Origin of the sequence: Cryobacterium sp. N21 (assembly GCF_002929575.1) — a bacterium.
Lineage (GTDB): Bacteria > Actinomycetota > Actinomycetes > Actinomycetales > Microbacteriaceae > Cryobacterium > Cryobacterium flavum.
This window is the reverse complement of the sequence record NZ_PJJQ01000031.1, coordinates 15809-38381: the sequence shown is the minus strand read 5'-3', so window position 1 is coordinate 38381 and position 22573 is coordinate 15809. Positions and strand designations below refer to the sequence as shown.

24 protein-coding genes and 1 pseudogene are annotated in these 22573 nt (G+C 64.9%); 15 read left to right on the top strand and 10 right to left on the bottom strand.

Features of this window, described 5'->3' with window-relative positions; translation table 11 throughout:
• Nucleotides 1-18: 18 nt before the first annotated feature.
• From pepN to CXY77_RS07505, 5 genes are all read left to right on the top strand, one after another.
• Nucleotides 19-2562, top strand: coding sequence for an aminopeptidase N (gene pepN / locus CXY77_RS07525; RefSeq protein WP_104090545.1), 2544 nt, complete (start codon nucleotides 19-21; stop codon nucleotides 2560-2562).
• 223 nt (nucleotides 2563-2785) lie between these two features.
• Complete coding sequence (locus CXY77_RS07520; protein WP_092339921.1) at nucleotides 2786-3922, top strand: mechanosensitive ion channel family protein; 1137 nt, start codon at nucleotides 2786-2788, stop codon at nucleotides 3920-3922.
• A gap of 93 nt (nucleotides 3923-4015) precedes the next feature.
• Entirely contained in the window at nucleotides 4016-4423 is a 408-nt protein-coding gene (locus CXY77_RS07515; protein WP_369827350.1) for a globin, read from the top strand.
• 176 nt (nucleotides 4424-4599) lie between these two features.
• Nucleotides 4600-5022 carry a GNAT family acetyltransferase gene (locus tag CXY77_RS07510; RefSeq protein WP_104090479.1) on the top strand — a complete coding sequence of 141 codons (423 nt, stop codon included), beginning with the start codon at nucleotides 4600-4602 and terminating at the stop codon, nucleotides 5020-5022.
• Nucleotides 5023-5072: 50 nt separating this feature from the next.
• On the top strand, nucleotides 5073-6050 hold the full coding sequence (locus CXY77_RS07505; RefSeq protein ID WP_092339919.1) for an epimerase: 978 nt from the start codon (nucleotides 5073-5075) through the stop codon (nucleotides 6048-6050).
• Here CXY77_RS07505 and CXY77_RS07500 read toward each other — a convergent pair.
• Nucleotides 6028-6558, bottom strand: coding sequence for a MarR family winged helix-turn-helix transcriptional regulator (locus CXY77_RS07500; RefSeq protein ID WP_092339918.1), 531 nt, complete (start codon nucleotides 6556-6558; stop codon nucleotides 6028-6030). The two genes, CXY77_RS07505 and CXY77_RS07500, sit on opposite strands and share 23 nt — an antisense overlap.
• Before the next feature lie 109 nt (nucleotides 6559-6667).
• Here CXY77_RS07500 and CXY77_RS07495 point away from each other — a divergent pair, with 109 nt between their 5' ends.
• From CXY77_RS07495 to CXY77_RS07475, 5 genes are all read left to right on the top strand, one after another.
• Entirely contained in the window at nucleotides 6668-7330 is a 663-nt protein-coding gene (locus CXY77_RS07495) for an NADPH-dependent F420 reductase (RefSeq protein WP_233197301.1), read from the top strand.
• A gap of 17 nt (nucleotides 7331-7347) precedes the next feature.
• Nucleotides 7348-8391, top strand: coding sequence for an LLM class flavin-dependent oxidoreductase (locus tag CXY77_RS07490; protein WP_104090546.1), 1044 nt, complete (start codon nucleotides 7348-7350; stop codon nucleotides 8389-8391).
• A gap of 73 nt (nucleotides 8392-8464) precedes the next feature.
• Complete coding sequence (locus tag CXY77_RS07485) at nucleotides 8465-8656, top strand: hypothetical protein (RefSeq protein WP_092339916.1); 192 nt, start codon at nucleotides 8465-8467, stop codon at nucleotides 8654-8656.
• 81 nt (nucleotides 8657-8737) lie between these two features.
• A complete protein-coding gene (locus CXY77_RS07480; protein ID WP_104090482.1) occupies nucleotides 8738-9208 on the top strand; it encodes a DUF1772 domain-containing protein in 471 nt (156 codons plus the stop codon).
• A gap of 48 nt (nucleotides 9209-9256) precedes the next feature.
• On the top strand, nucleotides 9257-9835 hold the full coding sequence (locus tag CXY77_RS07475) for a DUF488 family protein (protein WP_233206236.1): 579 nt from the start codon (nucleotides 9257-9259) through the stop codon (nucleotides 9833-9835).
• A gap of 12 nt (nucleotides 9836-9847) precedes the next feature.
• Here CXY77_RS07475 and CXY77_RS07470 read toward each other — a convergent pair whose 3' ends face one another.
• Nucleotides 9848-10489, bottom strand: coding sequence for a DNA-3-methyladenine glycosylase (locus CXY77_RS07470; protein ID WP_092339914.1), 642 nt, complete (start codon nucleotides 10487-10489; stop codon nucleotides 9848-9850).
• 195 nt (nucleotides 10490-10684) lie between these two features.
• On the opposite strand from CXY77_RS07470, the gene CXY77_RS07465 reads away from it, so the two are divergent.
• From CXY77_RS07465 to CXY77_RS20115, 4 genes are all read left to right on the top strand, one after another.
• On the top strand, nucleotides 10685-11365 hold the full coding sequence (locus CXY77_RS07465) for a hypothetical protein (protein ID WP_104090483.1): 681 nt from the start codon (nucleotides 10685-10687) through the stop codon (nucleotides 11363-11365).
• A 229-nt stretch (nucleotides 11366-11594) separates the two neighbouring features.
• Entirely contained in the window at nucleotides 11595-11996 is a 402-nt protein-coding gene (locus CXY77_RS07460; protein ID WP_104090485.1) for a hypothetical protein, read from the top strand.
• A gap of 99 nt (nucleotides 11997-12095) precedes the next feature.
• Nucleotides 12096-12464, top strand: a complete 369-nt coding sequence (locus CXY77_RS07455; protein WP_092339911.1) for a VOC family protein — start codon at nucleotides 12096-12098, stop codon at nucleotides 12462-12464.
• A gap of 1382 nt (nucleotides 12465-13846) precedes the next feature.
• On the top strand, nucleotides 13847-14467 hold the full coding sequence (locus CXY77_RS20115) for an META domain-containing protein (RefSeq protein WP_158252795.1): 621 nt from the start codon (nucleotides 13847-13849) through the stop codon (nucleotides 14465-14467).
• Between the two features lie 361 nt (nucleotides 14468-14828).
• Here CXY77_RS20115 and CXY77_RS07435 read toward each other — a convergent pair whose 3' ends face one another.
• Together CXY77_RS07435 and CXY77_RS07430 are read right to left on the bottom strand one after the other, a co-directional pair.
• On the bottom strand, nucleotides 14829-15818 hold the full coding sequence (locus tag CXY77_RS07435) for an NAD-dependent epimerase/dehydratase family protein (protein ID WP_104129894.1): 990 nt from the start codon (nucleotides 15816-15818) through the stop codon (nucleotides 14829-14831).
• 136 nt (nucleotides 15819-15954) lie between these two features.
• Nucleotides 15955-16266, bottom strand: coding sequence for a hypothetical protein (locus CXY77_RS07430; RefSeq protein ID WP_104090489.1), 312 nt, complete (start codon nucleotides 16264-16266; stop codon nucleotides 15955-15957).
• 89 nt (nucleotides 16267-16355) lie between these two features.
• On the opposite strand from CXY77_RS07430, the gene CXY77_RS20610 reads away from it, so the two are divergent.
• Nucleotides 16356-16616 (top strand): hypothetical protein, encoded by a 261-nt coding sequence (locus CXY77_RS20610; protein WP_233197299.1) that lies wholly within the window; start codon nucleotides 16356-16358, stop codon nucleotides 16614-16616.
• Nucleotides 16617-16720: 104 nt separating this feature from the next.
• On the opposite strand, the pseudogene CXY77_RS21075 reads toward CXY77_RS20610, so the two are convergent.
• The 6 genes and pseudogenes from CXY77_RS21075 to CXY77_RS07400 all read right to left on the bottom strand — a co-directional run.
• Nucleotides 16721-17200, bottom strand: a pseudogene (locus CXY77_RS21075) (DUF222 domain-containing protein); the annotation flags it as partial.
• A 1-nt stretch (nucleotide 17201) separates the two neighbouring features.
• Complete coding sequence (locus CXY77_RS07420) at nucleotides 17202-17576, bottom strand: hypothetical protein (RefSeq protein ID WP_104090492.1); 375 nt, start codon at nucleotides 17574-17576, stop codon at nucleotides 17202-17204.
• 380 nt (nucleotides 17577-17956) lie between these two features.
• Nucleotides 17957-18604, bottom strand: a complete 648-nt coding sequence (locus CXY77_RS07415; protein ID WP_104090494.1) for an FMN-dependent NADH-azoreductase — start codon at nucleotides 18602-18604, stop codon at nucleotides 17957-17959.
• A 163-nt stretch (nucleotides 18605-18767) separates the two neighbouring features.
• A complete protein-coding gene (locus CXY77_RS07410; RefSeq protein WP_092339904.1) occupies nucleotides 18768-20318 on the bottom strand; it encodes an APC family permease in 1551 nt (516 codons plus the stop codon).
• A gap of 7 nt (nucleotides 20319-20325) precedes the next feature.
• Nucleotides 20326-21198, bottom strand: coding sequence for a universal stress protein (locus tag CXY77_RS07405; RefSeq protein ID WP_104090495.1), 873 nt, complete (start codon nucleotides 21196-21198; stop codon nucleotides 20326-20328).
• Entirely contained in the window at nucleotides 21195-22562 is a 1368-nt protein-coding gene (locus tag CXY77_RS07400; RefSeq protein WP_092339902.1) for an NAD(P)/FAD-dependent oxidoreductase, read from the bottom strand. The genes CXY77_RS07405 and CXY77_RS07400 overlap by 4 nt, the downstream gene beginning before the upstream one ends.
• Nucleotides 22563-22573: the final 11 nt, after the last annotated feature.

The following is a 22573-nucleotide window of genomic DNA, read 5'->3' as shown; positions in this document are numbered from 1 at the left end:
ATCGAATTGGAGAATCTGTTGCCTGGAGAAAATCTCACCCGCATTGAAGCGACCGAGCGCGCTGCGCTGGTCACCGTAGCGAGCTACAACGTTGTGCTCGACCTCACCAGCGGTCCCACCACGTTCGGCAGCACCACCACCGTGCACTTCACCGCCACCCCCGGAGCCTCGACCTTCATCGACGCCATCACGGCGCGGGTGTACTCGGTCACCCTCAACGGCGCCCTGCTCGACCCGGCCGTCGTGAGTGACGGCATCCGCATTGCGCTTGACGGCCTGCAGGCCGACAATGAGCTCGTCGTCGTCGCCGACGCGCTGTACACCAACACCGGTGAGGGACTACACCGTTTCGTCGACCCGGTCGACAACGAGGTCTACCTGTACAGCCAGTTCGAGGTACCCGACTCCCGCCGCGTGTTCGCCGTGTTCGAGCAGCCCGACCTGAAGGCAAAATTCTCCTTCACCGTCACTGCCCCCAGCCAGTGGCAGGTCGTCTCCAACTCCACCACGCCCACCCCGATCGATGCCGGCAATGGTGCCAGCACCTGGGCGTTCGAACCGACCCACACCATCTCGAGCTATATCACTGCGCTCATCGCCGGCCCGTACGCCGTCGTGCGCAGCGAGCTCACGTCGAGCGACGGACGCACCATTCCACTCGGGGTATTCAGCCGCAAGAGCCTCAGCGAGTACCTCGACGCCGACTACATCCTGGAGAAGACCCGCCAGGGCTTCGCCTACTACGAGGAGAAGTTCGGTTACGCCTACCCCTTCGACAAGTACGACCAGCTGTTCGTGCCGGAGTTCAACGCCGGCGCCATGGAGAACGCCGGCGCGGTCACCTTCACCGAAACGTACATCTTTCGCTCCAAGGTGACCGACGCCATCAAGGAACGCCGCGTAGTGACGATTCTGCACGAGCTGGCCCACATGTGGTTCGGCGACCTGGTCACCATGACCTGGTGGAACGACCTCTGGCTCAACGAGAGCTTCGCCGAGTGGGCGTCGACCATTGCCACGGCCGAGGCCACCGAGTGGCACGAAGCGTGGACTACCTTCGCCGTGATGGAGAAGAGCTGGGCCTACAAGCAGGACCAGCTGCCCTCGACCCACCCGGTCGTCGCGACTATCCGCGACCTCGACGACGTTCTCGTGAACTTCGACGGCATCACCTACGCCAAGGGCGGTTCGGTGCTCAAGCAGCTCGCCGCCTGGGTCGGCATCGACGCCTTCTTCACCGGCGTCGGCTCCTACTTTCAGAAGCACCAATGGGGTAACACCGAGTTGCGCGACCTGCTGGTCGAACTCGAACTCGCCAGCGGCCGCGACCTCGGCGAATGGGCAGCGCTCTGGCTCGAAACGGCCGGCGTCAACACCCTCCGCCCCGAGATCACCGTTGATGACCACGGCGTCATCACCGCCTTCACCGTGCTGCAGAGCGCGGCGCCCTCCTGGCCCACCATTCGCCCGCACCGCCTCGCGATCGGCTTCTACACCTTCAACGACGCCCGCAAGCTGGTGCGCACCCACCGGGTCGAGCTCGACGTTGACGGCCCCAGAACGAATGTCCCCGCTCTCGTCGGCCGCGAACGCGCTGACCTGATTCTGCTCAACGATGACGATCTGAGCTACGCCAAGGTGCGCCTCGACCCGGCCTCGGAGGCCGTCGCGCTCCAGCACCTCGCCGCGATCGAGAGCCCGCTCGCCCGCGCCCTGGTCTGGGGTTCGGTCTGGGACGCCACCCGGGACGCCGAAACCACGGCACGCGACTTCGTGCGCCTGGTCTTGAACAATGTCGCCACGGAAACCGAGTCGACCACGCTGCGCACGGTGCTCGGCCAGGTCGTGCTCACCGCCAGCTACTACGTGGCCGAGCCGCACCGCGAGGCGGTCGCGACCGAGGTCGCCGACGCACTCTGGACGCTCGCACAGGGCGCGGCGGGCGGCAGCGATGCCCAGTTCCAATTCGTAAAGTTCTTCGCCTCCATCGCAGCCACCGCCGCGCAGCTCGATAACGTGGCTGCTTTGCGTTCCGGCGCGACGGTACTCCAGGGCCTCGAGGTCGACACCGACCTGGCCTGGGAGCTGCTCACCGCCCTCGTGGCCGGGGGCCGTGCCACCGCGACCGAGATCGATGCGGCGCTCGAAGCCGACAACACCGCCACCGGCGCCCAGTCCGCCGCCCTCGCCCGGGCTGCCCTGCCCACGGCCGAGGGCAAGCTCGCCGCCTGGTCATCACTGATCGACGTGGACACGGCCGCGACGACAATCGTGCGCACGACCGCCGCCGGGTTCCTGCGCGTGAACGACTCGAAACTCCTCGAGCCGTTCGTCGCGAACTACTTCGACATGCTGCAGTCGGTGTGGGCGGCACGCAGCTTCTCGATCGGCGAAAAGCTCGTCATCGGCCTCTACCCGGCGCCGCTGAACAACCAGGCCCTCGCCGACGCGACGCAGGCCTGGCTCGATGCCAACCCCGAGCCGGCCGCCCTGCGCCGCCTGGTGGTCGAGAACTTGGCCGGGGTTGAGCGTTCCCTGAAGGTGCAGGCGCGCGACGCTTAAGTAGTCAGCGACAGCAAACCCCGCACCCAGCCCTGGGCGCGGGGTTTTCGCGTCTGCCCGCCCGAGCACCCCGCACGTTCACAGCAAACTCCACACAAACCGCCGGTATGCCACTGCCTGCCTGCCCGGGCCCGGCTGAGTGCCCCGGCAGCCTGGGCGCAATGCCAGCGACCGTGGCCGGTTTCCGGGTGCCGCTGAGACCCCTCGGTAGACTGGCTTGGATATGAATTGGGATACTTTCTGGGCCGACCTCGGCGCCTACTTCGCTCAAATTACGTGGACCATTTACTTGGAGAAAATCTTCGCCGTGGCGATGATCATCGCCGTCGCCTTCGCCGTGCGCTGGGCCCTGCAATACGTGATTCGACGGGTCGTGCAGCAGATCGTCTCCGGCGTGAAGAAAACCCAGAAGGTCGATGACACGCAGGCGCTGAACGTGTCGCCGATGGCCGCCGTTCGCGTCGTGCAGCGCTCCCGTACCCTCGGGGCCGTGTTGGCGAACATCGTCAACGTCTTCATTCTGATCACGGCCCTGCTGCTCATCGTCACTACCCTGAACAAAGACATCCTTGGTTCTTTCGCCCTGCTCACGGCGGCGATCGGTGCCGGCCTCGGTTTCGGCGCGCAGAACATCGTCAAGGACATTCTCAACGGCCTGTTCATGGTGGTGGAAGACCAGATCGGTGTGGGCGATATCGTCGACGTGGGATTCGCATCCGGTGTCGTAGAAACGGTCGGAATTCGCATCACGCAGGTGCGCGACGTCGACGGCACCCTCTGGTTCGTGCGCAACGGTGAGATTTTGCGCGTTGGCAACATGTCGCAGGGCTGGGCGCGCGTCATCATCGATCTCGCCATTCCGTACAGTTCAGACGTGGAAGCCGTGCAAGACGAGCTGCTGCGCGTGGCCAGCGCCCTCGCCTCGAGCCGCAAGTGGCGCGCATTCATTCTGGAGAAGCCCGAAATCTGGGGCCTGGAGTCGATTAGCGCTGAAGCCCTCGTCACCCGTCTCGTGGTCAAGACCCGGGTCTCGGCCAAGTGGGACTTCGCCCGTGACCTGCGCCTGCACATGAAGAAGGCCCTCGACGGCATGGGCGTGCCGCTCACCCCACTCAACAGCGTCGTCATGACCACCGGCGACGGCACCATCGACGGCTCGACCGTTGAACCAATCGAGGGAGCCGTTGACGCAGCCGAAGAGGCCGCGGCCGCCGTGCCCGACGTCGTTGCCGGTGTGCGCACCGGTCCAGTCTCGGTGCGCAAGCCCCGCGGACCGCGCAAGGCCAAGCCCAAGCCCAAGGACGTTCCTGTTCCGATGAAGACGCCAGACCCTGAAACCCGCAGCGACGGCATTGACTAGCCTGAAATAACTCCAGCACACAGTAGAAAGCCGCACCACGTGACCTCTGAACGACACCCGACCGACCAGCCGACCGTCCGCGCCGGCGTCCACCTGCGCGAGGCCGAAAACGGCCCAGCCGTGGTGCCGACGTTCTTCGACGAGGTCGGCGGAACCCCGTTCTTCGAGAAGCTCGTGCACGACTTCTATGTCGGCGTGGCCACCGACCCGGTGCTGAAGCCGATGTATCCCGAAGACGACCTGGGCCCGGCCGAACACCGACTGGTCATGTTCCTCGAGCAGTTCTGGGGTGGTCCAGGCACCTACAGCGAACAGCGTGGTCACCCGCGTCTGCGCCAGCGGCACGTGCCGTTCAAGGTCAATCCGGATGCCCGCGACCGGTGGCTCGGACACATGAAAGTCGCCGTGGACGCAGCCAACCTGCCGCCGCTGCAGCGGGGCATCCTCTGGGATTATCTGGAACGCGCCGCCTTCGCCATGGTGAACAGCTTCGACGAGTAGCTCTACTGCAGCCCTTGAAATCGTCTGGTGGCTGGTCGCACAGACCCATCGGGCTGAAGATGTCGTGTCGCCGATGACACCCACACCCACACCCACACCGCGAGATGCCATCTTCGGCCCCATCGCCGCGGAACCGCAATCTCACGGCGTGTGTCAGAACCGCCGATACTAAAGACATGACAATCCGCGACCTGACCCCGGGCAACATCGACGCGGTGGCTGCGCTCTGGCACCGGGCCGGGCTGACCCGGTCGTGGAATTCACCCGGGCTTGACGCGCAGCGCGCCCTCGACGGCGACACCTCCACGGTTCTGGGCGCAGTCGACGACGAGCGGCTGGTCGGCACGGTCATGGTCGGCCACGATGGCCATCGCGGGTGGGTACACTACCTTGCAGTTGACGAGGGCCAGCGCGGAACCGGGTTGGGCAAGCGCATGATGGCTGCCGCAGAAAACTGGCTGCGCACGCACGGTGTTGTGAAGGTTCAGCTCATGGTGCGTGCGGGCAACGACTCCGTTCTGGGATTTTACGAGCACCTCGGCTACGAGGACGCCAGCGTGCAGGTGCGCTCCAAATGGCTCGTCCAGCCAACGTCATAGAAAACGCCGGCCGCGAGCATCCCGTGACCGTTGCCTCGTATGCTTGACCAGTGGGGAACATTCGAGGACGCGCAGTAATAGCCGGGGCAACGGGATTCATCGGGCAGCGACTTGTTCGCGAGCTTCGCGACCAGGGTTACGACATTGCCCGCATCGGTCGGAACGGGCCGGATGCCCGGTGGGACGATGCATCCGCTGTAAGGACGTTGATTGATGGTTCCAAGCTCGTGGTGAACTTGGCGGGGAAAAGCGTCAACTGTCGCTACACCGACCGGAACCGCGACGAAATCCTGCGCTCACGCATCGACACCACCCGTGCGTTCCGCCAGGCCATCGCAACGAGCGCGAATCCCCCACGGGTCTGGCTCAACGCGAGTACCGCGACCATTTACCGCTATTCCCTAGACCGGCCGATGACCGAAACCAACGGCGACCTGGGCACAGGATTCTCCGCGGACATCGCGCAGGCGTGGGAAGTGGAGTTCTTCGCTGGAGAGCTGCCCGCTACCCGCCGGGTGGCGCTGCGGATGGCGATCGTGCTGGGAGACGGTCCCGCAACGGCTGCCTTGGTGCGGCTGGCACGGTTTGGGCTCGGAGGTCCTCAGCTCGACGGCTGGTGGTTCCCGCATCGGCGGTATCGCGGGATCGGCACGAAACCGACCAGCACTGGGGCTCAAACCCACCACTCCCACGGACGCCAGAAATTCAGCTGGATTCACATCGACGATGTTGTCAACGCCGTGAAGTTCATCGTCGACAACGCTGCTCTTGACGGGCCGGTCAACCTGTCGGCACCGCAGATCAGTGACAACCGCACGCTCATGTCGACGTTACGACGACGCGTTGGGGCTGTCGTGGGATTGCCGGCATTCAGGTGGATGCTCGAACCAGCCATGTGGATACTGCGCACCGAACCCGAATTGGTTCTAAAAAGCCGCTGGGTGACACCGGAGCGACTGCTTCAAGCTGGATATACATTTGCCTGGCCCGATCTCGAGCCGGCGATCAACGATGTTGTGAAGCGCTAAGCGGGCGCGCGTCAGGGCGCCCGAGCAACTCGACGGCCTCGCAGGGGCTGGCCGTGGGGTGGGCTCGGTGCACACTCGTGGCCAGCGTGCCGAGGAGCCCCGCGAGCTGGTAGGCGGCATCCGCTGGTATGCCCGAGAGGATGCTGGCTTCCACGGCAGCAACGCGCGCCTCGTATCGAGTGAGAACGCTGGTTCCCTCCGCCGTGGCCCGAATCTTTCGGGCCCGGCGATCGGTCGGGTCGGGAATGCGTTCGACCAGCTTGGCGTCGACCATGCCGTCGAGCAGGTAGGTCAACACCGTGCGATCGATGGCTAGGTGCGCCCCGATGGCCTGCTGGGATGGCAGGTCGCGGTGAATGACGGTGGAGAGCACCTGATAGCAGCGCACTCCCCCGGGCAGCCCCTCGACGGCGGTCTCCAGCTGGCGCTGATAACCGCGCAGAACCATCGCGAGGTTCCACCCGAGGTCACCGGGCACCGGTGAGGTCGGGCGTAATTCGGCAGTCATGCAGGTCAGCTTACCTGAGAGCGTGATGTGGCAGAGATATTCTTTTCAACATATGATCTGCAGAGCATCATATTTCGACGGGAGCAGCGCTTTGAGCGGTCAACATGTCTTGAGCAGTCACCACGACACCACCATCGGCATTCTGGGAGCCGGGCGGGTCGGAACGGCCCTGGCCCGGCAGGCGGTTAAAGCCGGATACCGGGTGCTGATCGCGACTGCTAAACCCGCGGCGGAGAACGCCCTGCTGGTCGATATTGTGACCCCAGGGGCGGTAGCGGTGGAATCAAGCCAGGCCGCCGCATCCGATCTGGTGGTTTTGGCGATTCCGCTGCACAAGTTCCGCACGCTCCACCCGAGCGAACTCGCCGGCCGAATAGTCATCGACGCGATGAACTATTGGGCGCCGGTCGACGGCGTATTCGACGACTTCGAGAGCGATCCGCGCACCTCCAGCGAGGTCGTCGAAGAGTTTCTGCGGTACGCCCGGGTCGTGAAGTCGCTCAACCACATCGGTTATCACGAGCTCGAAGAAGACGACGAGGCCGCCGGCGTGCCGACGCGGCGCGCGCTCGCGCTGGCAGGTGACGACGCCGACGCCAAGGCATTCGTCTCGAGCTTCATCGACCGCCTCGGCTACGACGCGGTCGATGCCGGACCGCTCTCCGCCGGCCGCGCCTTCCAGCCCGCCACCGAGATTTTCACCGGCAGCCACACTGCGAACCAGCTTCGCGCCCTCATCCAGAAGAACCGTCCGCTCGCGGACGCGGCCTAAACACAATGGAGAACTCCATGCAAATTGGCGCCTACAGCTTTGGCGACACGCAACTCAACCCCGACGGCACGACGCGTGCCACCGCGGAGGCGATCAAGAACCTGTTCGACGCCATCGTGCACGCCGACCGAGTGGGCCTCGACTATTTCGGCGTCGGTGAACACCACACCGTGTCGATGCCGGCATCCTCGCCCGGCACCCTGATCGCGGCCGCAGCCGCCGCCACGTCGCAGATCATCCTCGGCAGCGCGGCCAGCATCATCTCAACGGATGACCCGGTGCGAGTGTTCCAGCAGTTCGCCACCGCCGACGCCATTTCCGGCGGCGGTCGCATCGAGATCACGGCCGGCCGCGGCTCCTCGGTCGAGACGTTTCCGCTGTTCGGGCACGACCTGAACGACTACGACGAGCTCTACGCCCAGAAGCTCGACCTGCTGCTGACGCTGAACAACAGCACGACCGAGAACGTCACCTGGTCGGGCCGCACCCGCCCGGCGATCGGCGACCTGGCCGTGGTGCCGCGCCCGGTCACCGGTTCGCTTCTCATTTGGATCGCCACCGGCGGCAGCGCGCCGTCGTCGGCCCGCGCCGGCCGCCTCGGCCTGCCCCTCTCCTACGGCATCATCGGCGGGCAGCCGCACCGGTTCGCACCGCTCGCCAACCTCTACCGGCAGTCTGCAGCGCAGGCCGGGCACACCGGCGACAACATCAAGGTGTCGGTGGCGACCCTGGGGCTGGTCGCGCCCACGAAACAGGAAGCGATCGACCGGATGTACCCGGGGTGGGTCAGGCTCAACGTGGAAATGGGCCGGCTGCGCGGCTGGCCCGCGCCACAGCGACGCGACTTTCTCGCCCAGGTCGACGCGCCCAGCGCCTATTTCGTCGGCGCCCCCGACGAAATCGCACAACGCATCGTCGACCTGCACGGGCACCTTGGCCACATGCGTCATTTTCTGCAGGGCGACTTCGGCGGCCTCCCCCAGGAACACCTGCTCGAATCCCTCACGCTGCTGGCCACCGAGGTCAAGCCGCGCGTCGCGCGCCTGCTCGCCGCCAAGTAGTAACCGGAAGCACCGACACCCCTTTCCGGGGAGGGGCTGTCGGCACGTGGTCTCGGCCGGATAGCCTGAAGTCATGTCAACGGCGCAGATCAACCCATCACAACGCTGGATCTGGTTTTTCGGAATCGTGTACAGCGTCGTGATTCTCGGAATAGGTCTGTGGGTGAGCCTGGTGACCAGCGAGTGGATCGCCATCCTCTGTGCTGTGGGACTGGTTCTCGTGCCCATCGGGGGCGTGGCCATGCGGTCGCGCAGATCCCATTAGGAATGGGTACTACGTGACGCTTCCCCGCCCGGTGAAGGACACTCGGTGCCATAAGGCTAGCGACCACCGAGCGATCATCCGATGAGCGCGGTCGAAATCGCCCTGACTATCACGGCAGCACTCGGGGCCGGCCTGACGGCGGGCGTCTATCTGGCCTTCTCCTTTTTGGTCCTGCCCGCCTTTCGCACCCTTCCCGATGCCGCCGCAGTGGCCGCCATGCAGCGCATCAATGTGAGCGCGGTTCGGGCGCCGTTCATGACGGTCTTTTTTGGCGGCGCCGCAGCATCCGTTGTTGTGATCGTGCTGCAACTCACGTCAGAGGCGCCTGCCGGACCCACCCGTATTCTTGGAGCAGTTCTCGCCCTGGCCGCGGTCGTGATCACCGTGGTGCGCAACGTGCCATTGAACAATGCCCTCGTGCGCGCCGACGCCAGTTCATCCGGCCTGACGGTTGCCTGGCAGTCCTTCGACCGGAGCTGGTCTCGGGCCAACTATGCGCGTGCGGCTGTGTCCGTCGGTGCCGCTGTCGCTCTGATCTTTTCGCTCACCTGACCCGCCGTGGTCGCCACCCGTCGACACCGCTTGGACACGACCTTGGTCATGGAACAGATTCGACATGAATTCGTGATGCCGTTTAATGGAACCATGGCAGGAACCTGTGTGTACACGATTGGGCATTCGACTCATCCGCTTGATGAGTTCGTCGAAATGTTGAGAGCAAATGGTATCGAACGGCTCATTGACGTGCGCACCGTGCCGGGGTCTCGTCACAACCCGCAATTCGGCGAAAGCGAGCTCCTCACCAGCATGCCTGCCGCCGGTATCGACTATCAGCGGCTGAGTGCGCTCGGCGGGCTACGGCACACCCCGGTGGCAGACGCAACGATCAACGGAGCGTGGCGCAACAAGAGCTTTCGTGACTACGCCGATTACATGCAAACCCCCGAATTCGTTCACGGCGTCGACGAGTTGATTGCGCTGGCGAGCACGCAGACGGTGGCGATCATGTGCGCAGAGGCCGTGCCCTGGCGTTGTCACCGATCGCTGATCGGAGACGCGCTGCTCGCTCGAGGACTGCAGGTTGCCAATGTGATGAGCCGAATCTCCACCACGCCGCACACCCTGACCAGTTTCGCGAAGGTCGACGGCATCCGCGTCTGGTACCCGCCCGAAGAATGATGCTGGGCCAGGTTACGGGCGGCCCGGTTTGTAGGCCGAGACCGACGAGGCATCCGCTAGCCAGTATCGCCAGGGGAAGTTCGTCGCACTGCCGCCGGGTCCGCTGACGCCGACGCGTGGTCCGGTCAGATACGGTAGCGCCAATCCACCGTCCGGCACGAAGAACGTCCACTGTCCGCCGAAAAGATCATCACCATCGTTGGTCAGGGTTGCCCCAAAGCTTTGAGCGACGCAGCCAGGGCCTCGCGCCAAACTCCGATCGAGAAGGGGAAATTTTCGTGGTTTGCTTTCTCGACGGCTGCGGGCGATGTCGGCTCCCTCCAGCACGTCTCCTGCTCTGATAAGGCAACCGTAGGGCTCGGCTGGTTGTCCGGCGACGAGGTTGAGCGCGTGGTGCATTCCGTAGGTGAAGTAGCAGTAGAGGTGCCCAGCGGGGCCGAACATGGTCTTATTCCGATTTGTCTGGCCCCGATAAGAGTGCGCGCCGGGGTCGCGTTCACCCGCATACGCCTCGACCTCGGTTATTCGAAGGGCCACAGTGCCATCGTCATCCGTGCGTTGCAGGATGCAGCCGAGAACTTCGGGTGCGAGTTCGAGCACCTCACGGGCAAAAAATGCCCGGTCGGCGAGATGAAACCCCTCCAGCACGTTCACGCACGCAGTCTATCGACTCCCCGCGAGCCGAGCTCGATCGCGACGTTCGGAGCATTCGCGACGTACATCGACCTCGTGATTCACCGTTTGTCGCAGCTGGCCAGGGCTGTTCTGGGCACCATAGCGTGGAGTCTGGTGAAGCGGGCTTGGTCACCTCGACTGTTTTTGGGGGCTCATATCCGTAAACCACGTGCTGTGATCGCCATGATCATTCTGGCCGGCACCTTGTCGGCCTGCCCCGCCGCATCACCCCAAGCACCACCGACCGTCGAACCGGTAGCGTCCGAAACAGCGGCCCCAGCACCAGAGCTAGCCCGCATCCTCATCGGAGCTGAGACCGCCGACATCGTGGACGACGGCGGAAACGTGCTGCTCTCACTCCGCTATTCCGAGAACGGCGATGAAGCCGTCGCTTCCGCCATCGACATTCTCGGCGAGCCACAGACCACGCATCATCAGGACGGCTCGAATCATTACCCCGAGATGGATGGGACATCCTGGGGCGGGTTCGACATCGTGGTGAACCGTTACCGGAGCGAGCGACCGTCCACCGATGAGGCCATCCCATACCTGCCGGCATTCAGTGTTCAGGCCACGGCGGCCACAACAGCCGGTGGCATCGCCAACGCCTCGGTCGACGGCACCAGCGTCGGAGATGCCTTTGACGCTGTCTCTGCCGGTCAGGACGCGAACCGAGTGCACCTGGACGACGCATTCGGCCAGCGCTCGGTGGCGCTCGACCTCACGACGTCGTTCCCGGGCATCGTCGTTGATCCCGGGATCGAAATGCCCTACGGCGTCATTGGCCAATCCGATCAGGGATCAAGCGCTATCACCAAAATCGTCGCGCCGAGTTTTCTTTTCTCGCAGGCCTAGTTCATTCCCACGCATAACGGAGTCGTGAGGATTACGAGTTCCAGCGCGGTGCGGCGGTGACTCTCCACGTCGCGGTCGAGGGCCGCCTGGCCGGTGCCACCGTCTTCCAATCGTGGGCTTCATCGGGCCAAGCTCCTTCGGTGCATGTACGTGCGCCAAATGAACGTCAGCAACGTCTCACGCAGTTCTCTTCCGTGGGATCGAGATCGACCGGTCTAGGGTGTGCAGCATGACTCGTTTCGTGATCGACGCATCGACCCTGCTGCACATCGTAGCCACCGGCATCCGTGTCGACCCGAGCCATCAGATCGTCGCGCCGGGCACCATCCGCTCGCAGGCTTTGGCCCTGCTGCTTGCGGCCGTGCGTGCCGGGGACCTCACCGACGGCGAGGCCCTCGAGCAGTACGAGCGCCTTACCGCGCTGAAGATGAGGCTGCTCGGCGACCGGGTCTCGCGCCGCACGGCGTGGCGCCTCGCCCGCGACCACGCCTGGGAGACAACCTACGAGGCTGAATACATCGCGGTCACGGCGCTTCAGGCCGACGCACTGATCACCATCGACCCGGCGCTGGCGGCCACGGCCGAAGGTCTCGTACCGCTCGCCGACCTCGACTCGCTGATCGACTTCTAGGCGCTCCAAACGGATGCCTGAGCGTTGTGGTGTGGTGTGGTGTGGTGGCATGCTTAACTCTCGTGCAGGCACCCAACCTGCGGCACGAAGGAGTGCACCATGGACATGCGACTTGAACTTGTTCCGCTGCCCTCGACGGACGTCGACCGCAGCAAGGCCTTTTACGTCGATCAGTTGGGCTTTCGCCTGGATCACGACGTGGAACCCGGCAACGGCATGCGGGTCGTGCAACTGACACCGCCGGGATCGGCCTGCTCCATCGCCATGGGAGTGGGATTCAGCGCCCCCCACGCCGCGCCGGTGCAGAACCTTCATCTCGTGGTCGACGACGTCGACGCTGCCCGTGCAACCCTCATCGAAAACGGTGTTGCCGTGTCCGACGTCAACGACATGGGTGGCGGCGTGCGGTACGCCTTCTTCAGCGACCCCGACGGTAACTCCTGGGCGCTGCAGCAAATCTCGCGCTAGGGAGCCCTCCAGTGCGATATCGGGCTTCCGCCCCGGTCGACGGTGACGCCGTTGGGCGCTGTGCCCGATCCGCGAGAACTATCGCGAGAACAACGAGTAACACGGTGCCACCGACGCACACGAGACCGTTCAGGCTCAACAGGAGCGCTGGGAAGATGCCGTAGTCCGCTGCGGCACCGACGACCAAAGCCTACAGAAACAGCCATGAAGCGGATGCCGCCAGCGCGAACGCACGAACGAGTCACGTAGCCGAAAACCAGCAGCGCACGCCGCGCAGGATCATTCGAGAAGCTCTCAGCGATGAACTCCTCCAGCACCGAGCCCAGGAGTACCCAGGCGGCCTGTCCCGTCAGCGCGGCCGTTCCCAGCGGACGGCGAGCCGTGACGCTGCCGGCACCTCGAATACCCCAGGCGAACAGCAGGGCCGCGCTGAACAGTATCGTGCGAATTCTGCCGCCAAAGGGGATCTGTGAAATCGTCGATTGGGCCCCGCCATGATCACCGTGGCGAGCAGGAGCGCTCCCCCAGACGAACCAAGCGAGAGGGCCCGCCGGCGCTCGGACGGTCGGGCGAGGAACCCCCGATTCTCCGATTCCGCGTTCCCGAGGAGGATCGCTCCGCGCTGCGAAAGCTGACTGAGTCAACACATCGCAAGCAGAGCGATCTGCTGCGCGAGGGTCTTGCGCTCCTTCTCGAGCACTACAGCGGCGCACCCGCATCAATTGAGCCTGAGCCTCCGTCGACGACGGCAGGGCAATTCGTGGTGGAACTCAGCTCCCAGGAGCTCACCCTACTGCGCGGTCTGACGCGGCGCATCGACACCCAGGCACACGTCCTGTAGGAGCGGGCAAACGGGAGCAGCGGCAGGTCCGCGCGTTGGCCGCGGCCTAGAGGCGACTGACCGGGATGGGTTGCGGGCCGCATTCCGGAGCCAACAGCCCACCGCCAAAATCGCGATCGTGTCACCACGCCGGCTGTCCGACGCGAGCATCCGCTGCACTGGACAATCCCGCCGACACTCGGCCATGATCAAAGGCATGGGGATCAGGTCAGGAACTACGAAGGCAACCGCCTCGAAGCGGGCTGGGTCGGGGCAGAAGCGGGTCTGGCCAACGGATTACGCGATGGGACGACGGCGCGGGCATTGGCTATCGAGCGGGGCGGCCATGTTCGTGCTCGTGCTAACGGCGTGTGCCCAAGTCCCGGGAGGACAGGTCGATCCCAGCTCGGATTCTCCTCTCCCGGCCAGCCCTCATGCCGGCGCGGAATCTGCCGCGATTGGATTGGTCAACATTTGGCGCGTCTCGGGCGCCGAAGGTGAGACAACCGATACCTGGTTGCGGTTGGACGCACCGGAGTTCCAGCTGTGGCGAGACTGCGGCATGATCCAAGGCTCGTGGGGGGCGAGCGAAAGCCTGTTTCTTGCCTCGACCGACGCCGCGAGCGGTGAGTGCGTCACGGGAGCGACCCTGCCGCGCGTCGCCTGGCTCGAATCCGTCACGGGGTATCGGGCTCAGGGTGCTGGCTGGGAACTCAACGATGCGAACGGCGCGGTGGTCGCCACGCTCACCATAGATGGCAAGCCGGATGCGATTCCGACGGCGGCCGAGTTCTACACCGAGCCACCCGTCATCACGGATGCGATGCGCGAGGAGTTGCGTCAACCAGCTGCCCTGCCGGAAGGGTCCTCGCCGGCCACGCCCGAGAATCTGGTTGGACGGTGGCTACCCGTTGCAATCAGCGGCGCAACCGATCCGCACGTGCTTTTCGCGGCGGACGGCACGTGGACGGGCTCCGACGGCTGCAACGGAGGCCAGGGCCGCTGGGGAGCCGACGGTGCGGGAGGGCTGCTGACGACGTCCGGGGCATCGACCTTAATGGCGTGCGACGGCGCCCCTGTGCCGTTTTGGGTGGCCGAGGCCCGATTGGCCAGCGTCGACGGCGGAGTGCTACGGCTACTGGACGCGGGCGGATCGGAGCTAGGCGAACTCAAGCACGACTAGCCGGTAACGCACGTTTCGATCACGATGGGTCGAAACCGCGACCAGTCGCATTGTGTGCGGCCTAGTCTTTCGGCATGTCCACAAAGTCGCGCACGACCGAACCACGGATTCGATGGGTGGTCGCGGGCCTCCTGATCATTGCCGTCAACGTCGTGCTTCTTGGACCTCGCACGGGCCAGTGCACGGACTACACGGCCGAGTCGGGGGCGGTGAGCGCCTGTAGGAGCGAACCATTCCTGGGAATCCCCGGGGCGTGGGCAATCGGGATCATCAGTCTCGCCGCTCTGTCATACCTCGTCTATCGACTGGTGCGGCGCCCAGTTTCGCGTTGACGGCGTGACGGCCGATCACCAGCGCAGCCCTAGACACTCGCCAGCTGCCGGGCGATTTCATCCAGAAGAAGGTTCTCTTCCTCTCGAGTGAGGCCTGATCTGCGCTCCCGGTCGAGTCCGCGTTTTCGTTCGTCAGCTAGAACGTCCTCGAGGACTTCGTGCAGGTTTCGCTCGGTTCCTCCAGCGGCAACGAATCGGTCCCGGCTGCGTTGTGCAAATGCGGAGTCACTTCGGGGAAGCCACAACGGCAGCGAACGACGTCCGGCCCAATAGTTGACGCTGTGTTCGATCAGCCATTCATCATCGACCGAAATGAGATTGCCCGTATGGCCAGCCACTTGGGCGGCCGCCAGCAGAACCGTGGAGAGATCGCGTTCGCTGCCAACAGCGTTGTAAATTCCGGTGAGGCCTCGATGTCCAGCACCGATCAGCCACGCGGCCAGGTCACGAACATCAATGAATTGCACGGAACGATCTCGAACCTCCGGCAGGAGAACGGCTTCGTGCGACGCCAGGGCCAGTCGCGCGACCCAGTAACTGAACCGGTCGCTCGTGTCGCCCGGCTCAACGATAAGTCCCGGCCTCGCGATGAGTAGGTGGTCGCCAACTGCTTCAGTGGTGACGCGCTCAGCGGCAACTTTGGCCTGCGCGTAGTCATCAAAGTCGACTGCCTCGACGACAACGGCTTCTTCATCGGCTCCCGCTTCAGCGTTACTGGCGTACACGGAGACGGAGGAGACCAGCGTCCAGTGCTGCGCGCAATCGGCCAGAGCCTCGAGAGCCCCGGTGACTAGGTCAGCCTCGTAGGCGAGCTCGATAATTTCGTCCCAAGCGATGCCTGCGACCAGGACGTAAGCATCCGGTGTTCGCCGGTCGGATCGAATAAACGTCACGCCACTGGGGACAGCTCCTGACTCACCTCGAGCAAGGCACGTCACGTCGTCGCCGTTCGCCACCAACTGTTCGGCGATCTCGCGACCGAGCCAGCCCGTCCCGCCAAGAATGAGTGTGCGAGTCATGGCACCCAGTCAAGCGCAACAGCCACTCAAAAGGCGGTGGTTTCGCCCTGAGCGCAGAGGGTATCCACGACTGCCCGGGCACGTGCTGACGAATTGATCTGTCCGCTCCTATCTGGCGAGGATCGCGACGGAGGCGCTACTTTTCCCAGTTGGGTTTCTCGGCGGGACTGGCAGCGCGGTTTTGGCCGCCGGGCCGCCAGGTTTGAGTCGGGTCGAACAGGAGGGGTCCGCGTAGCCAGCGGCGGCCGTCTCTCATGTCGATGTCCCAGCCGGATGTTTCGATGCTCGCGTGCGCCGGGTTGCAGAGGAGAACGGCGTTGTCGATGTCGTCGATCCAGCCGGCACCCCGGCCGGCGAGGAGGTCGTTGATGTTGATGTGAACGAGCACCGTCGGTGCCGCCCCGCCCATGGTTGGGGTGCTCGGCTGCCGGGCGGCGGCTTCGAACACCGCGCGGAGGATTCCGGCCTGCTTCTCACTGATGGAGCGGGCGTCGGCCGATTCCTGCGGGCACGGGCTGAGCGTGGCGGGCCGGAGCCGTGAAGGTCGCCGTTCTCGCCCCGCGCCGACTCGTCATAGTCGTCGCTCCGGCCGTTCTGCTCGGTCTGTGCGTCGTCGTCGTGGCAGTGGCTCGGCTCGGCCTGTTCGCCCGCGGCGCCCTGCACGGCTTGGCTGTACTGCACGGTCGCGCTGCCCTGCTCAGCCTGCTCGCCCTGCTCGCCGAAGGCTCCACTTTCGGTGAGGCCTGCGCCGCTGTCAAGGTCGATGGTGTTGCTGTCATTTGTGTCGCTGTCGCTTGACGCGCTGCCACTAGTGGCGACGTCACTCGCGGTGCCGTCGGCGCAGGGGTCCGTCTCACGGAACGCGACTTTCGCACGGGGCGCAGCCCCGGAACCGGGTTCGCCGCCGCGCTGGAGAGGTAGGCGTCGAAAACTGTGCTGATAACGGCGCGGTCGAGGGTGGTCAGCCAGCCACTCAGGCTGTAGCCGCCGTTCGCCAGCCCACCAAAGGCCAACCAGCTGCGCCATTCCGTCGCGGCCTCGCCCGGCGCCGACCCGTCGGGCGCCAGGCGCGCCTGCCACGCAATACCCTGCAGTCGCAGCGACTCCGGCGCAAACGCGATGCCGGCGCCCGGCAGGCCCTCGGTCTCGGGGGTGATCGCACCGGACCCGCTCGCCACCAGGGAACGCTCCACTCGGTCAAGGTCATCCACCAACACGGAGGGGCGCAGTTCGTCGAGAACCTTCACGATCACCCGGGCCTGCTCCACACCGAGTTTCCCACCCTGCAATGCCTCCCCGACCACGGGGTAGGTCGGCGCGAGAGGGCGACCGAGCAGCATCCGCTCACCGGCATTCTTACCCAGCGACGCACGCTGCCGCACTTCACCGCGCGACAACCGGGCCAATAGAGACCAGCACGAGGCCGCTTCGGCAGCCGAGACGACGAGCCAGCGACACCGCCCCCGCGGCCGCCAGCTCGGTCTGATCGGCCGTCACCTCCGCCGCAGTCGCGGCAACGGACTTATCAAGATATTCGGAGCGGCGCAGCACATCCGTCGTCGAGAGCACCCGGGCACCATCAACAACCCGGCCCACACTCTCCAGGGCGAGCAACATGCTCAGCGATTCTTCATCGCCCAGCGACCCGAACGACACCCCGCCCAACGCCGCCAACAACGCATCCCGCGCCTGCTCGACCGCCACAATGACGGTGTTCGAACTGGCCTCGCTGGGGTTTTCCATGAACATGGGCGCCATTGCCTCCTTCACACCGATTCTACCTCGAATCGAACACAAAAGCGAGAGATACTCAGCATTATTTTCGGGAAAGAAATTGACCGACTTATCCAATTTCGTCTATGTCACCGCCACTTCCACAAGACAGGGACTATCACTCTCACTACCGCAGCGTTTCGGCGCGAAACCTGCGACCTCGAAGCAATGAGCGATTCTTCATCACGAATACGAGCGAGCCTGCCAGCTAGCCAGCCAGCCAGCCAGCGAAAAAGCGGATGCCGTGGCTCTCCTATTCAGAGTTCGACGGGATCATCCCACTCAAGCGGCGTAAGCGAGGACATGGCTGAAACCTACTCCGACTCAGAACCGCATTTGTGATCGCCCACTCAAGGCGGCGCGCGTCAGCCGAGGCGGCGGGCAGCTCGGGCTGCAGACTCGTGGGCGGCGGCCAGTTCCCCGTGCTGCTTGGCGACCTCGTCGGCGGGGGCACCGAATCGTTCGCTGAGTGTGCGCGTGGCGACAATCGTCTCGACCGTCATGCCCAGGGCCTTGGCCAGAATGAGCGTCAGCGCAGGAAGCGCGTGGTCGTCGAACTCCGTGGACGTTCCGGCGTCGTAGACGCCACCGCGGGTCGACACGAGCACGGCAGGGCGACCGGCCAGCGGTTGCTGACGGGCGGGATCGTCGAACGGGGCCGTCACCGCTGGCAGGTGGATGTAGTCGATCCAGGCCTTCAACGTCGACGGCATCGAGTAGTTGTAGAGCGGAACACCGATCAGCAGCACGTCGGCCGCGAGAAGTTCCGCGATGAACAGCTGCTGCAGCGCTTCCTGCTCAGCGCTGGGGTTCGCACCCTCGGGGCGGAGGTGGGGCGGAAAGTGCAGCGCGGCGTCCGTCAGGTGCGGCAGCGGCTCACGGTGCAGGTCGCGGTGAACGACGGTGTGGTCGCCGCCGAGACTGCGCCAGGTGTCCGCGAAAGTCGCGGTGATCGCGCGCGAACGCGAGGTCACGAGGTCTGCGGACGAGTCGAGGTGCAACAGTGTGGGCATTCCCACAGCCTAGGTGCAGCGAGCACAACCACTCGTGTCGTGCCTTTAGGTTCTCACGCGTTCGCCGAGGTGTGAGTTTTAGCGCGATTGAAACGTTACAAGGACCCGAAACTCACACCTCGGCGACGGTGGCGGGCGGGTGCGGGCGGATGCCTCAGTTCGCCTACTCCTCGTGCTCGCCGAACCGCGGCGCGGCCAGGCTGAGCGTCTCGCCGCGGAAGAAAGCCGGCCGCACCCGCGACTGCGCGATCATAATCACCACGCCGATCAACAGGATGGCCATACCGAGCACGAAGACGAGACCGAGCCCAAAGATCTCGGAGCCGCTGCCGTAGTTCGGGTCCATGCTGTCGACCAGGGTCGTGCAGAACAGCACCGCCAGAATAATGCCGCCGATCAGGGGAAACACGAGGGTAAAGAAGGCGTTGCGCACGGTGGCGAACCACTGGCGGCGAAAGTACCAGACGCAGGCGAACGCGGTCAGGCCATAGTAGAAGCAGATCATCATGCCGAGGGTCGTGATGGTGTCCCAGAGTACGTCTTCGCTGACGAAACGCATGATCGTGTAGAACCCGGCAGCGACGATCGCTGACGCGATGGTGGCATACCCGGGGGTGAAGAAGCGCGGGCTGACCTTGGCGTAGGCCGGAGGCAACGCGCCGTAGTGACCCATCGCGAGCAGGGTGCGGGCCGGCGAAACGAACGTGGACTGCAGCGAGGCAGCAGAGCTCGAGAGCACAGCGATCGACATGAGAATAGCGAACGGGCCGAGCGCTGGGCCGGCCAGGGCGAAGAACACGTTGCCCTGGATCGCCGGGTTGCCGAGGCCAACGCCCACCCCGCCAACACCGGCGAAAGAGATGGCTGCGATGGCGACGAACAGGTAGAGCACCATGACGATGATCACGGTGAGGGTCGCGGCCCGGCCGGGTGTCGAGCGGGAGCCCTTGGTCTCTTCCGACATGGTCAGGGTGACATCCCAGCCCCAGAAGATGAAGATCGACAGGCTCAGTCCGGCCGCGAAGGCGGAGAACGAGGTGACGGCGAAGGGGTTGAACCACGACAGCGACACCGGTGTGGGGTCGAAGGCCGTTCCGCTGGCAATGTGCACGAAGGCCATGATGCCGAAGCCGACCAGCACGATCAGCTGGAACCCGACCAGCCAGTACTGCACCTTCTGGGTGGTCTGCATGTCCCGATAGCTGATCCAGGTGGCGGCGAAAATGAAAACCAGACAGGTGCCCACGTTGATCCACGGATTGCCGGCGAGGCCAGCGATCTCGGCGCTGTTGCCGAAGATCTGCGAGAGCATCAGGTAGAAGAAGTCGACCGCGATGCCGGCGAGGTTACTCAGCACCACGACCGTGGCGGCGATGAGCCCCCAGCCGGACATCCAGCCGATCCACGGGCCGAAGGCGCGGGTAGCCCAGGTGAAGCTCGTGCCGCTGTCGGGCATCGCCTTGTTCAGCTCGCGGTAGCCGAGGGCGACCAGGAGCATGGGGATGAACCCGGCCACGAAGATCGCCGGCAGCTGTAATCCCACCTCCGCGACAGTGGGGCCGAGGGCTCCCGTGAGCGTGTAGGCCGGGGCGATGCAGGAGATGCCGATGACGACAGCCCCGACCAGCCCGACCGAGCCGGCGCTCAGCCCCTTCTTGGAGATTCCCCCGGTCGTTTTCTCAACGGCTTCGCTGGCGTTGATTTCTAGTGTCATGTTTCGGTTACTTCCCCACCGTCTCGGTGAAATCTCGCGGCACCACGATGAGCGGCACCGGCAATTCGCGCAGCATTTTGGCCGCGATCGAACCCAAAAAGAGTCGATGCGGTTGCGCCAGCCGGCTGGAGCCGACGATGCAGACCTCGGCCGGGTCCCAGTGCAGGCCGCGCACGGCATGCTCGATGCTGCCGCCGGAAGCGACGCTGGCGGTGACCTCGAGCCCGTCCATCAGGTGTTCGGTGGCGTAGTCGAGCACGGCCTGGGCGTGGTCGGCGGCGAGCTGGATGGTCTGGGCGTCGGCGCCGGGGCGGTCGATCGCGACGAGGGAGACCAGCCTTAGCGGAGCATCCACTGTACGGGCCAAACGGATGCCGGCCGTCAGCAGTCCGTCGGCGCCGGGTTTGGTCCCGACCGCGCAGGTGACTCGGCCGATCGGTTCGTCGGTGCCCATCACGCGGCTGCCTTCCGGAGCCAGCGCAACGGGAACGTGGGAGGAGTGCAGCAGACCGCCCGCGACACTGCCGATGGCGAAGCGCCCCAGCAGGCCGTGGGTGGCCGCGCCGACCACGATCAGGTTGGCCTGCAGCCGTTCGGCCGCTTTGAGCAGCCCCCGCGTGAAGGAGTCGGCGTGTTCGAGGTGGGTGTGCACGGAAATACCCTCGGGCACCAGAGTCAGCGCTTCGGCCAGCCAGACCTCGGCCGTTTCGAGCAGCAGCCGGTCGTGGCCGGGATCGGTGGGGGTGAGCGTCGCACGCTCCCCCGCATTGAGCACGAGCACGATGTCGAGTTCGGCGCCCGGCGCGCGGGCGAGGCGCACGCCGAGGGCGAGGGCATCCGCTCCCGCCGAGGTGGCGGTATAGCCGACCAGAAACCTCACACGGTGGCCAAGACACGCTGGGCGATAATCGCCGCAGCGGATTCCTGGCCAACCCGAATGGCACCGTCAACGTGCTGGTAGCCCTTGCCGGCCATATCGCTGCAGGAGAACGAGATCGGGCCGACGGGGCTGCGCAGTTCGGCGCCATACCGGGCCAGTCCACCCATGTCGAAGCTCGCAGCGTAGGCGCCACGGGTCCATTCCTCGGAACCCCAGTCGCTCTCGTAATAGACGACCGGGTGCAGGGCCTGCTCACCGTAGTAGTGCGACAGGGATTCCAGGATGCGCGTCTTGCGCTCGTCTGCGGTCAGCGCGAAGACGGCATCCGCTTCTTCATCGGAGACAAAGCCCACCAGGGTACCGCGCGGGTCCTCGAAGTTGGTGTTGTCATAGGCCTCGTGCACGAGCTCGTACGGGCTGAACGCGGTGCCGGAGAGGTCATCGGCGCGCCAGAACGGAGTCTCGTAGACGGCGTGCACCTTGATCACGAAGCCCATGGAGAGGTGCTGGTGCAGCTGCTGCTGGCGGCGCGGCAGGGGTGGTTCGAAGCTGATGCGGCTGATCAGGGGCGGCGGAACGGCCACGATGGCATGCCGAGCGGTCACCGTCATGCCGTCGGCTATGACGGCGACGCCGCTGTCGTTCCAGGCCAGGCTGCGCACCGGTGAATCAAGAAACACGTCAGCGCCGAGCTTCTCGGCGAGAAGTAGCGGCACCTGCTGCAGCCCACCGATGACGCGCTCGTCGAGAATGAAATCGGCGTCGACGAGGTTGCTGAAGGAACCAGCGCTGGCCGCCATGAGCAGGGCCTGCAATGCCGAGAAGGCGTGCGCGGGCTTGGTGAGCATGGCTCCGGCAATGAACATGCCGATGTTGTCGCGGGCTTCCTGGTCGTCGGTCTGGGTCTCGAGCCAGCGACTGAAGGACACCTCGTCGAGTTCTTTGGCGAGCGGATGACCCCACGGGCTATCCGGGTTGATCTCGGCCACGAGGGCGTCGAGCTTCTCAATCAAACCGACGATCTGGGCTTCGGTGCCGGCCGGGACCGGAAAGATATCGCCGTCGAACCGGCTCACCACGCCGGCAGCATTGATGTAGACGTTGCGACCGGCCCGGTAACGCGGGTAGGTCGCGAGACCCAGCTCGGCCAGGGTCTCTTTGAGGGCATGCTGGTCGGGCGAGACCCACTGGCCGCCGATCTCGAGCATGGCGCCCTCGATCTGGTCGGTCCACAGGCGCCCGCCGACGCGGTCGCGGGCTTCCAGCACGGCCACGCTGAGGCCGGCTTTCTGCAGTGCGGTGGCGGCGGTGAGACCGGATGCCCCGGCGCCGATAATAACGACGTCACGATCAATCGTGGTCATGGTTGCTCCTG